This window comes from Thioclava atlantica (assembly GCF_000737065.1).
Lineage (GTDB): Bacteria > Pseudomonadota > Alphaproteobacteria > Rhodobacterales > Rhodobacteraceae > Thioclava > Thioclava atlantica.
In genome coordinates this window covers 1-10710 of the sequence record NZ_AQRC01000025.1, presented here as the reverse complement: position 1 = coordinate 10710, position 10710 = coordinate 1, and the positions used below count along the sequence as shown (strand labels likewise).

13 protein-coding genes are annotated in these 10710 nt (G+C 63.7%); 8 read left to right on the top strand and 5 right to left on the bottom strand.

The genetic code is table 11. From position 1 onward, the window contains the following. Positions 1-264: hypothetical protein (locus DW2_RS20245; RefSeq protein WP_238321362.1), on the top strand; the 264-nt coding region annotated here is incomplete at its 5' end. A gap of 140 nt (positions 265-404) precedes the next feature. On the opposite strand, the gene msrQ is transcribed toward DW2_RS20245, so the two are convergent. Both msrQ and msrP read right to left on the bottom strand, forming a co-directional pair. Next, positions 405-1010, bottom strand: coding sequence for a protein-methionine-sulfoxide reductase heme-binding subunit MsrQ (gene msrQ, locus DW2_RS18535; RefSeq protein ID WP_038148894.1), 606 nt, complete (start codon positions 1008-1010; stop codon positions 405-407). Further along, the gene (gene msrP / locus DW2_RS18530; protein WP_038148892.1) at positions 1010-1942 is read right to left on the bottom strand and encodes a protein-methionine-sulfoxide reductase catalytic subunit MsrP; all 933 of its coding nucleotides are present in this window, start codon (positions 1940-1942) and stop codon (positions 1010-1012) included. The genes msrQ and msrP overlap by 1 nt, the downstream gene beginning before the upstream one ends. A 170-nt stretch (positions 1943-2112) precedes the next feature. Between msrP and DW2_RS18525 the strand changes: the two genes are divergently transcribed. Next, complete coding sequence (locus DW2_RS18525; protein ID WP_038148890.1) at positions 2113-2565, top strand: hypothetical protein; 453 nt, start codon at positions 2113-2115, stop codon at positions 2563-2565. A gap of 34 nt (positions 2566-2599) precedes the next feature. Here the strand turns inward: DW2_RS18525 and DW2_RS18520 are convergent, their stop codons facing one another. Next, entirely contained in the window at positions 2600-3049 is a 450-nt protein-coding gene (locus DW2_RS18520; protein WP_038148889.1) for an ion channel, read from the bottom strand. Positions 3050-3156: 107 nt separating this feature from the next. On the opposite strand from DW2_RS18520, the gene smpB reads away from it, so the two are divergent. The 6 genes from smpB (at position 3157) to DW2_RS18490 (ending at position 9047) form a co-directional block, all read left to right on the top strand. Next, positions 3157-3630: an SsrA-binding protein SmpB gene (gene smpB, locus DW2_RS18515; protein ID WP_038148887.1), complete on the top strand. Its 474-nt coding sequence runs from the start codon at positions 3157-3159 to the stop codon at positions 3628-3630. A gap of 89 nt (positions 3631-3719) precedes the next feature. Continuing rightward, entirely contained in the window at positions 3720-4571 is an 852-nt protein-coding gene (gene sseA / locus DW2_RS18510) for a 3-mercaptopyruvate sulfurtransferase (RefSeq protein WP_038148897.1), read from the top strand. Continuing rightward, positions 4571-5752, top strand: a complete 1182-nt coding sequence (locus DW2_RS18505) for an amino acid aminotransferase (RefSeq protein WP_038148886.1) — start codon at positions 4571-4573, stop codon at positions 5750-5752. Before sseA ends, DW2_RS18505 begins: the two co-directional genes overlap by 1 nt. Positions 5753-5899: 147 nt before the next feature. Next, complete coding sequence (locus DW2_RS18500; protein WP_038148884.1) at positions 5900-6355, top strand: MarR family winged helix-turn-helix transcriptional regulator; 456 nt, start codon at positions 5900-5902, stop codon at positions 6353-6355. Continuing rightward, positions 6348-7475 (top strand): HlyD family secretion protein, encoded by a 1128-nt coding sequence (locus DW2_RS18495; protein WP_051856460.1) that lies wholly within the window; start codon positions 6348-6350, stop codon positions 7473-7475. Before DW2_RS18500 ends, DW2_RS18495 begins: the two co-directional genes overlap by 8 nt. A gap of 3 nt (positions 7476-7478) precedes the next feature. Beyond that, positions 7479-9047 carry a DHA2 family efflux MFS transporter permease subunit gene (locus DW2_RS18490; RefSeq protein ID WP_051856457.1) on the top strand — a complete coding sequence of 523 codons (1569 nt, stop codon included), beginning with the start codon at positions 7479-7481 and terminating at the stop codon, positions 9045-9047. Positions 9048-9109: 62 nt separating this feature from the next. Here DW2_RS18490 and DW2_RS18485 read toward each other — a convergent pair whose 3' ends face one another. Both DW2_RS18485 and DW2_RS18480 read right to left on the bottom strand, forming a co-directional pair. Then, a complete protein-coding gene (locus DW2_RS18485) occupies positions 9110-10441 on the bottom strand; it encodes an ammonium transporter (protein ID WP_038148881.1) in 1332 nt (443 codons plus the stop codon). A gap of 22 nt (positions 10442-10463) precedes the next feature. Beyond that, the coding region (locus DW2_RS18480) for a P-II family nitrogen regulator (protein ID WP_038148880.1) at positions 10464-10710 on the bottom strand (247 nt) is incomplete at its 5' end.

Below are 10710 nucleotides of genomic sequence, written 5' to 3'. Positions count from 1 at the left end.
GTTCGCGTCGTATCGACCAAACCGCCCGCATATCTCTTCAGATATCCATCAATTTCAAAGAGCGTGGAGACAAAATCAACCGGTATCGCCTCAATCCTTGGGGCGTTACCTGCCAGCCTTCTCTCCAATTTTTCTTCCGCTTTTCAGTGCCTTGCGGCGCTTCCGGCGTCCCTTGCAGCGTTGTTCGCTGCGTCGGTGAGGGGTATTTACGGATCAGGCCCGGGGTCCGCAAGAGCCTTTTTCAAAAAACTTTCGGATTTCTGACGGCTCTCTGTCAAATAACTGTTTTTACAGGATTTTTGATATGGAGACATAGGCGCGAAAAGCCCCCGGAATGGCTCTGGGCAAGAATGTTTCGCAAATCACCCGTTTCAGCGAAACCTCCTGAGCCACCTCCCCCTGCGTCAGCGTCTTCGGGGACGGAATCGCACCGCGATGAGGGCCGAAAAAACCGCGAGCCAGACCCAGCCCTGCAGGGAAATCACCTTCATCTGCCACAGGTAGTGAATCACGCCGAGGCCGACCGCCGGGTAGACGAGCCAGTGCAGGCGCCGCCAGTTCGCCCCGAGCTTGCGGATCGACGCGTTGTTCGAGGTGAGGGCCAGCGGGATGAGCAGCACGAAGGCGGAGATCCCGAAGAACAGGTAAGGCCGCTTGATGAGGTCCGAGGCCGCCTGCGCCCAGAGCATCCCCATATCGAGCACCGCCCAGGCCACGAGGTGAAGCGCCACATAGAAGAAGGCGAGAAGCCCCACCGCGCGGCGGTAGCGGATGAGGTTCAGAGAGAGGAAGCGGCGCGCCGGGGTGATCGCGAGCCCCCCGATGAGGAACCACAGCGCGATCTTTCCCAGACGATGCTCGATCCCCTTTACCGGGTCGACGCCGATTCCGCCGGACAGGGTGAGCCAGATCACCCAGCCGAGCGGGATCAGGCCGGCCAGATAGACGAGCCAGGTGGGCACGCGCCGGAGCGCGGTGTTGAGCGGGGCGGAGAGGCTGGCGGTACTCATCAATAGAATTTCGCCAGATCCATGCCCTTATAGAGAGAGGCGACCTCGTCTCCATAACCGTTGAACATCAGGGTCGGCTCGCGGCCCGCGAAAAGCCCCGCGCCCACACGCCGTTCGGTCGCCTGGCTCCAGCGGGGGTGATCCACCGTCGGGTTCACATTCGCATAGAAGCCGTATTCGCGCGGCTGGAGCTGATTCCAGGTGGTCGGCGGCTGCTTGTCGGTGAGACTGATCTTCACGATGCTCTTGATCGACTTGAAGCCGTATTTCCACGGAACGACGAGCCGGATCGGCGCGCCGCTCTGGTTCGGAAGCTCTTCATCATAAAGACCGGTGGCCAGAATCGTGAGCGGGTTCATCGCCTCGTCGATCCGCAGCCCCTCGACATAGGGCCAGTCGATCCCGGGCTGGCGCTGGCCGGGCATCTGCTCGGGCCGGTAGAGCGTCTGGAAAGCGACGTATTTGGCGGAAGGCTGCACGCCGACGCGGTTGAGCAGGTCCGCGAGTTCGAACCCGATCCAGGGCACGACCATCGACCAGGCCTCCACGCAGCGGAAGCGATAGATGCGCTGTTCGAGCGTGACCGGCTTGAGAATGTCGTCAAGCGGATAGGTGCCGGGCTTGTCGACCATGCCCCCGATCTCGATCGACCAGGGATCGGTCACGAGCTGGTCGGCATATTTCGCCGGATCCGACTTGTCCCAGCCGAATTCATAGAAGTTGTTGTAGGAGGTGATCTCCTTGAGCGTGTTGGGCTTGGCGTCGGTGGAGTATTTCGATGGTTTCGCGTCGATACCCGCGGCGAATGCCGGCCCCGCCATCGCCCCCATCGCAAGCGCGCCTGCGCCGGCCATGATCTGGCGACGGTTCAGGAAGTCGGCTTTCGGGGTGACGTCGGCCCGGCTCGGGTCTCCGGCTTGGGGTTTGCGCATGAACTCCTCCTTGCATCCGGAATAGGGGGCGGATTTCGCCTCTCGTGCCACTCTTCGTCGCGGCGGCCGAAATTGTTACCCCTAGGCATAACATTTTTTACGCGCCAGTATTGGGGTCGGATCACCGGCACGCCAAAGCGAGCCGGCCATGGGAGACAAGGGAGATAAGAATGAGGAACTACGTCACCGCCGCCGTCGCGGCGGCATTCACCATGAGCGCTCAGGCCGTGTGGGCGCAGGAGCCGCATACCTGGACGACCGAGGACACGTTCGAGAACGTCACCTTCGCGGTCCAGAACGCGATCATCGGGGCGGGGCTCGTCGTCGATCACGTCAGCCATACCGGCGACATGCTCGAGCGGACGAAGGATGCGGTCGGCTCCACCAAGACGCTCTATACCGGGGCCGATATCTTCTCGTTCTGCTCGGCGAAGGTCTCGCGCGAGGTGATGGAGGCCGACATCACCAACGTGCAGTACTGCCCCTACACGATCTTCGTCTATCAGACGCCCGAGAAGCCCGACGAGGTGACGGTGGGCTTCCGCGACTATCCCGGCGAGACGATGGCGCCGGTCACGGACATGCTGACCGGGATCGTCAAGGACGCTCTCATGATCGAATGACTCTTACGCGCGGGCGCTCGCGCGCGCCCGCGCGTCAGCTTCTCTCGAGGCCGCCGCGCGCCTCGATCTGGCTTCTGCGGACCTGGCGGATCACCTCGACGAGAAGCGCCGTCAGAAGCCCGACATTCAACAAGCCGTTCGCGGCCGCCATCCCGCCGAGGATGCGCCATTTATGCGAGAGCAGGATGTCGCCATAGCCGAGCGTGGTGAAGCTCACGAGCGAGAAATAGACCGACTCCTCCATCGTGTGGAACACGTCGAGCAGGCGGAAGCAGAAGGCCCAGAGCCAGACCCCCGCGGTCACCATCGCCAGCGCCCAGAGCGCAGCGAACACCACCATGAGCATCAGCTTGGGCCGATGGGGCTGGCGCAGCATCCACGGGTTGAGCTTCGCGAAGGTGACCTCGATCGCCCAGGCGCTCAGCGCGGCGATCCCCACGGTCAGGAGCATCATCACCGACCCGATGGCAATCTGGACAAACATGGCACCTCTCCTTTGCTGCCCAGCTATTCCGTGCCCATGCCCGTCCGTCAAGCTCCGCGCGTGCCACTCTGGACAGCGCACGGCCCCTGCCCTATCTCGGTACGACCATGGCCAAGAAATCCGACCCGAATTCCAAGCTGATCGCCGAGAACCGGCAGGCGCGCTATCACTACGCCGTCGAGGACACCCTCGAGGCGGGGATCGTGCTCATGGGTTCGGAGGTGAAATCGATGCGCTCCGGCCAGACCAACATCGCCGAAAGCTACGCGGCGGTGGAGGATGGCGAGCTGTGGCTCATCAACTCCTATATCGCGCCCTACATGCAGGCGGGCCATTTCGGCCATGACGAGCGGCGCAAGCGCAAGCTGCTCGTGTCGAAGCGCGAGCTCTCGCGGCTCTGGAACGCGACGCAGCGCGAAGGCATGACCATCGTGCCGCTGAAGATGTACTTCAACGAGAAGGGCATCGCGAAGCTGTTGATCGGCATCGCCAAGGGCAAGAAGATCGCCGACAAGCGCGCGACCGAAGCCAAGCGCGACTGGAATCGCCAGAAACAGCGCCTTCTCAAGCAGAATCACTGATCAGCCGGGCCGGTTTCGGTGCCGCTGCCCTTGCGTCTTGCATATGGCTGAGTCTAAGCAATTCCGACCGGCAAGGGAGGCGCATGACGATGGATGACCCGAAAACGCTCGTATCGACGGACTGGCTCGAAGCGCATCTGAAAGACCCCGATCTGCGCATTCTCGATGCGTCCTGGTTCCTGCCCCAGATGGGCATGGACGCGAAGGCGGGCTATGCTGCCAAGCACATCCCCGGCGCGCGTTTCTTCGATATCGACGAGATCTCCGACAACCGCTCGGCCCTGCCGCATATGGCTCCGCCGGTCGAGAAGTTCATCAGCCGGATGCGCGCGATGGGCGTGGGCGACGGGCATCAGGTGGTGATCTACGATCAGCACTCGGTCTTCTCGGCACCGCGCGTCTGGTGGACCTTCCGCCTGATGGGCAAGACCGATGTCGCGGTGCTCGATGGCGGTCTGCCGAAATGGGAAGCCGAGGGGCGTCCGCTCGAGGACCTGCCGCCGATGGTGCGCGACCGCCACATGACGGTGCAGCGCCAGTCGGGCCTCGTGAAGGACGTCACGCAGGTGGCCCATGCCAGCAAGCTCGGCGATCACGAGATCATCGATGCGCGCCCGGCCGAGCGCTTCCGCGGCGAGGCCGAAGAGCCCCGCCCGCACCTGCGCAAGGGCCACATCCCCGGCTCGAAGAACGTCCCGTGGTCGGATCTGCTGACCGCGGAAGGCACGATGAAATCTCCCGACGAGCTGCGCGCCATCTTCAAGGCCGCCGGAGTCGATCTCGACAAGCCCGCGATCACCACCTGCGGCTCCGGCGTCAGCGCCGGGATCCTTGCGCTCGCGCTGGAGCTGATCGGCAAGTCGGACTGGGCGCTCTATGACGGCTCCTGGGCCGAATGGGGCATGTATAACGACCTCAGGGTCGCAACCGGAGAAGCGTGATGCTGAACAATCTCAAACCGCAGGCGCCGGACAAGATCCTCGCGCTGATGGAAGAATACCGCGCCGATGAACGCGACCAGAAGGTCGATCTCGGCGTCGGCGTCTACAAGACCGCCGAAGGCAAGACCCCGATCATGCGCGCCATCCACAAGGCGGAGAAGCAGGTCTGGGACCAGGAAACCACCAAATCTTATGCAGGTCTCGCCGGCCAGCCGGAATTCCATGCCGCGATGGCCGAGATGGTGCTCGGCAAGGGCTACCCGGCCGACCGCCTCGCCTGCCTGTCCACCGTGGGCGGCACTGGCGCGTGCCGGATGGGCTTCGAGCTCGCCCGCATGGCCAATCCCGACACCACCATCTGGGTCTCCGATCCGACCTGGCCGAACCACCTGTCGATCCTCAACTTCATGGGACAGGCGCAGAAGCCCTACCGCTATTTCGACAGCGAGACCCGCTCGGTCGATTTCGACGCGATGATCGAGGATCTGAAATCCGTGAAGAAGGGCGATATCGTCCTGCTCCACGGCTGCTGCCACAACCCGACCGGGGCGAACCTGACGATCGAGCAGTGGGGCGCGGTGGCCGATCTCCTGGAAGAGACCGGCGCGGTGCCGATGATCGATCTCGCCTATCAGGGCTTCGGTGACGGCCTCGAGGAAGATGCGGCGGGCACCCGCCTGATCGCCTCGCGCCTGCCGGAAGTGATCATCGCCGCCTCCTGCTCGAAGAACTTCGGCATCTATCGCGAGCGCACCGGCTGCCTGATGGTGCTCGGCTCGGAGGAGATGAAGAAGACCGTTCAGGGCACGCTGGGCTACCTGAACCGCCAGACCTATTCCTTCCCGCCCTATCACGGGCAGGCCCTGGTCACCCGCGTCCTCACCGATCCCGCGCTGCGCGCCGATTGGGAAGCCGAGCTCGAGGATGTCCGCACCGGGATGCTAAAGCTGCGCCAGCAGCTCGCCGACGAACTGCGCAAGCTGTCGAACTCGGACCGCTTCGACTTCGTGGCCCAGCACCGCGGCATGTTCTCGCGCCTTGGCGCCTCGCCCGAGCAGGTCGCCAAGATGAAGGCCGACGACGCGATCTACATGGTGGGCGACTCGCGCATCAACATCGCGGGGCTCAACGAGAACTCGGTGCCGCTGCTTGCCAAGGCGCTCATCGACGCGGGCGTCTAAGCCGAAGCATCTTCTTCCACCACGTTGAATCGGCGGCTCTCACGGGCCGCCGATTTCCTTTTCTCCAGGATTTTTTCACGATTACCCTTGAAAAGGTAAGCAGGCTTATAATGTATAGGCTCACGTTAAACGGACACGGAGCTTCCGATGCCTGATCAGAGCCTTGGTTTCCTGCTGCATGATGCTGCGCGCCTCATCCGGCGTCGCTTCGAGGCGCGCGCCTGCGACCTTGGCCTGACCACGGCCCAGTGGCGGCTTCTTGTCTATCTCAAGCGCAAAGGTCCGCTCCCGCAGGCGCGTCTGGCAGAACTGCTCGAGATCGAGCCGATCTCGGTCTCGCGCCTGGTCGACCGCATGGAAGAAGGCGCCTGGGTCGAGCGCATGCCCGACTCGAACGATCGCCGGATCAAGCTGGTCCACCCCTCCGAGCGCGCGCGTGCCGTGTTCGAGGAGGCGCGCGAGATCGCCGACGAGATCTACGACCAGGCGCTCGCAGGCCTGTCCAAAACCGAGGTCGAACACGCGATGTCGACCCTGCGCCACATCATCCGAAATCTCTCCGACGAGAGCCCTACCCATTCCTCTGAGGCAAATCATGAGTGACAAGACTACCAGCACCGAGAGCGAAACCTCCGGGAAACAACCGAAGAAAAAAGGGGCGAAAATCTGGCTTCTGATCTTGCTGCCCGCGCTGATCGTGCTCGGCGGGGCATGGTACTGGCTCAGCTCGGGCGGCTCCGAAAGCACCGCGAACGCGAATTTCCAGATGGCCCGGATCCCGATCGCGACCCAGATCTCGGGGCGCGTGACCAAGGTCTATGTCTCCGAGAACCAGCATGTGAAAAAGGGCGCTCCGCTCTTCGAACTCGATAAGCAACCCTACGAACTGGCCCTGGCGAAGGCCGAAGCGGCGCTGTCTTCCGCACGTCTTCAGGTCGAGCAGCTGCGGTCGTCCTACAAGGCCGCGCTGGTCGAGGAGAAGCAGGCCGCCGACAATGCCGCCTATGAGGAGAAGCAGCTCGCACGGCAGGAATCGCTCACCAAGTCGGGCGCCTCGACCCAGACCGCTCTGGACGCGCAACGCACGAAGACGCAGGCTGCCAAGGACACGCTCGCTGCCGCCCGGCAGAAGGTGGCCGCCGCCAAGGTCGCGCTCGATGGGGACCCGGAAATCTCGGTGGACGACCACCCGACCGTGAAGGCCGCCATCGCGGCAGTGAACGACGCGAAATACAACCTCTCGCAAACCGAGCTGCAGGCTCCCGCCGACGGCATCATCTACGAGGCTTCCTCGTTCAAGCCGGGCGAGATGGTCGGCGCGGGTGCCAAGCTCTTCACCCTCGTCGATACGTCGGATGTCTGGGTGATCGCCAACTTCAAGGAGACCGCACTGACGCATATGGCCGCTGGCCAGAGCGCGAGGGTGAGCTTCGACGCCTTCCCCGGCCGCAACTACAATGCGACCGTCGAGGCCGTGGGTGCAGGCACCGGGGCGGAATTCTCGATCCTGCCCGCGCAGAACGCGACCGGAAACTGGGTGAAGGTGACCCAGCGGGTGCCGGTGCGGCTGCGGCTGGCACAGGATTCCGATCTCGAAGGGCTGCGCGCCGGTCTCTCGGCGCATGTCACGGTCGACACCGCGACTCGCACGCATCTTGCGCGGCTCATGGGGTCGGCCAGCGGATCGGTCGCCGAGGCCGCGCCCGTGAACCAGGGGCAATGACCCATGGCCCAGGCCGCTGCGGAAAAGCCCAAGGGGATCGACCCTCATAACGTGCCGCGTCGCGGGCTGATCATGGCCTCGCTGATGCTGGCCGTGATCATGCAGGTGCTCGACACCACGATCGCGAACGTCGCCCTGCCCGACATGCGCGCCGATCTCGGCGCGTCGCGCGACACGATCAACTGGGTTCTGACCTCCTATATCGTCGCCGCCGCGATCGTGACACCGCTTTCGGGCTGGCTCGCGAACCGCTTCGGGCGGCGCGAGATCTTCATGGTCTCGGTGGTGGGCTTCGTGGTCTTCTCGATGCTCTGCGGCATCGCCTGGTCGCTCGACGTGATGGTGATGTTCCGCCTGATGCAGGGCGTGTTCGGCGCCGCGATCGTGCCGCTTGCGCAGAACTTCATGCTCGACATCAACCCGCGCGAGCGTCACGGCCAGGCGATGGCGGTGTTCGGCGCAGGCATCATGCTGGGCCCGATCATCGGCCCGACGCTCGGCGGGTACCTGACCGAGGTGATCAACTGGCGGTGGGTCTTCTACATCAACGTGCCGCTCGGGATCATCGCGATCGCGGGGTCGGCCTTCTTCCTGCCCGACACCCCCAAGCGCAAGATCAGCTTCGACTTCTTCGGCTTCGCCGCCCTCGCCCTGGCGATCGGCGCCTTGCAGATGATGCTCGACCGCGGTTCGGATCTCGACTGGTTCTCCTCGACCGAGATCTGGATCGAGCTCGCGCTCGCCGTGAGCGGGTTCTGGGTCTTCCTCGTCTGGATCCTCGGGGCGAAGAAACCGTTCCTCGACCCCCGCATGTTCCTCGATCGCAACCTCTCGATGGGCCTGCTCTTCATCTTCGTGGTGGGCATCATCCTGCTCGCATCGCTGGCGCTCCTGCCGCCGATGCTCTCGGGGATCTTCGGATACCCGACCCTGACGACCGGGCTCGTCATGTCGCCCCGGGGCGTGGGGGCGATGGCGATGATGCTGCTGATCGGGCGCCTGGTGAAATATGTCGACCTGCGCATCCTGGTGGTGATGGGTCTCTCGCTGACCGCCTATTCGCTGCACATGATGTCGACCTTCTCGCCGCAGATGGGCCCGAAATGGGTGATCATCTCCGGTGTCATCCAGGGCTTCGGTCTGGGCTCGGTCTTCGTTCCGATCTCGACGCTGACCTTCGCCACGCTCGATCCGGAATATCGCGGCGACGGCACGGCGCTGTTCTCGCTTCTGCGCAATATCGGCTCCTCGATCGGGATCTCGATCGTCACCGCCCTGCTGACGCACAACATCGCGGTCAATCATTCCGAGATCGTCTCCTCGATCAATCCGCAGAACCTCCAGGGGCTGCTGACGGGGCCGTCCGCCTTGTCGAAATACGGGCCCGAGGCCGGATATTACGTGCTCGACCAGCTCGCGACCCAACAGGCGGCGATGATCTCCTATATCGACGACTTCAAGTTCATGATGTGGATTACGCTGGCGGCGATTCCGCTCGTCCTCTTCCTGCGCAAACCTGACTATCAGGGCAGCGCGAAACGGGCGCCACAGGCGGCTCCCGTCACCGAATGACCCCGACACGAAAAGGCCCGGAGCACGCTCCGGGCCTTTCCATTTGCATGGGATCGTAACGATCAGCTGTGATAGGCGCTTTCACCGTGTGCGGTGAGGTCGAGCCCCTCGCGTTCCTCGTCGCCCGAGACGCGGATGCCGGTGATCGCCTTGGTGATGTAGATCAGCACCAGCGACCCGATGCCCGACCACAGGATGGTCACGAGCACGCCCTTGATCTGCGCAGCGAGCTGGGCGGCCATCGTGCCGCCATCCGCGACGAAACCGGTGCCGCCGAGCGCGGGGGCGCACAGGATACCGGTGCCGATCGCGCCGACGATACCGCCGACGCCGTGCACGCCGAAGACGTCGAGGCTGTCGTCATACTTGAACTTCGCCTTCACGGTGGTGACGAAGAAGAAGCAGATCGGCGAGACCACGAGGCCAAGGACGATCGCGCCCACCGGGCCGGTCGTGCCGCAGGCCGGAGTGATCGCGACGAGGCCTGCAACCATCCCCGAAGCCGCACCCAGACCCGATGCCTTGCCGCGGGCGAGAGCCTCGACGGCCGACCAGGCGACGATCGCGGCGGCGGTGGCGAGGAAGGTATTGAGCATCGCGAGCGTGGCATTCGCGGTGGCCTCGAGATTCGAGCCGGCATTGAAGCCGAACCAGCCGACCCAGAGCATCGCGGCCCCCGCCATGGTCAGCGTCATCGAATGCGGCGCCATGTTTTCCTTGCCCAGACCGATGCGCGGTCCGAGCACGATCGCCCAGACGAGCCCCGCGATACCGGCATTGATATGCACCACGGTGCCGCCCGCGAAATCGATCGCACCCCAGTTGAAGATCAGCCCCGCGCCGTCCCACACCATATGGGCGATCGGGAAGTAGATGAAGGTCACCCAGAGAATCACGAAGAGCATGATCGCCGAGAATTTCGCCCGTTCCGCGAATGCACCGACGATCAGCGCCGGCGTGATCGCCGCGAAGGTCATCTGGAAGGCGATGAACACATATTCGGGCAGCACGACGCCGTCGGTGAAGGTGGCCGCGGTCGAATCCATCGTCACGCCCGCGAGGAACAGCTTGCCGAGCCCGCCCCAGAACGGCGAGGTGCCGCCGCCGAAGGCGAAGGAATAGCCCCAGAACACCCAGATGATCATGACCACGGCCGCGATCAGCGTGCACTGCATCAGCACCGAGAGCATGTTCTTCGAGCGCACGAGCCCGCCATAGAACAGCGCCAGGCCCGGCACGATCATGAACAGGACCAGCAGCGACGAGGTCATCATCCAGGCGACGTCGCCCTTGTCGATCACCGCGGCCGGAGCGGCGGCATCCTGCGCCAGAGCGGGCAGAGCCGCGACGGTCAGCGCCGAGGCGAGACCCATGATTTTCGAAAGGTTTCTCATTTTTCCACTTCCCCCTGTCGCGTCACAGCGCGTCATCGTTGGTTTCGCCGGTCCGCACGCGCACGGCCTGGCCCACGTCGAGAACGAAGATCTTGCCGTCGCCGATCTTGTCGGTCTTCGCCGCCTTCATGATCGTGTCGACAACCTCGTCCGCCAGACCGTCGGCCACGACGATCTCGAGCTTCACCTTCGGCACGAAGTTCACGGCGTATTCCGCCCCGCGATAGATTTCCGTGTGACCCGACTGCGCGCCGAAGCCCTTGATCTCG

Excerpts from the sequence above, each read along its gene's own strand:
- msrQ (WP_038148894.1), bottom strand. The coding sequence starts at position 1,010 with ATGAGTACCGCCAGCCTCTCCGCCCCGCTCAACACCGCGCTCCGGCGC.
- msrP (WP_038148892.1), bottom strand. The coding sequence starts at position 1,942 with ATGCGCAAACCCCAAGCCGGAGACCCGAGCCGGGCCGACGTCACCCCG.
- DW2_RS18525 (WP_038148890.1), top strand. The coding sequence starts at position 2,113 with ATGAGGAACTACGTCACCGCCGCCGTCGCGGCGGCATTCACCATGAGC.
- DW2_RS18520 (WP_038148889.1), bottom strand. The coding sequence starts at position 3,049 with ATGTTTGTCCAGATTGCCATCGGGTCGGTGATGATGCTCCTGACCGTG.
- smpB (WP_038148887.1), top strand. The coding sequence starts at position 3,157 with ATGGCCAAGAAATCCGACCCGAATTCCAAGCTGATCGCCGAGAACCGG.
- sseA (WP_038148897.1), top strand. The coding sequence starts at position 3,720 with ATGGATGACCCGAAAACGCTCGTATCGACGGACTGGCTCGAAGCGCAT.
- DW2_RS18505 (WP_038148886.1), top strand. The coding sequence starts at position 4,571 with ATGCTGAACAATCTCAAACCGCAGGCGCCGGACAAGATCCTCGCGCTG.
- DW2_RS18500 (WP_038148884.1), top strand. The coding sequence starts at position 5,900 with ATGCCTGATCAGAGCCTTGGTTTCCTGCTGCATGATGCTGCGCGCCTC.
- DW2_RS18495 (WP_051856460.1), top strand. The coding sequence starts at position 6,348 with ATGAGTGACAAGACTACCAGCACCGAGAGCGAAACCTCCGGGAAACAA.
- DW2_RS18490 (WP_051856457.1), top strand. The coding sequence starts at position 7,479 with ATGGCCCAGGCCGCTGCGGAAAAGCCCAAGGGGATCGACCCTCATAAC.
- DW2_RS18485 (WP_038148881.1), bottom strand. The coding sequence starts at position 10,441 with ATGAGAAACCTTTCGAAAATCATGGGTCTCGCCTCGGCGCTGACCGTC.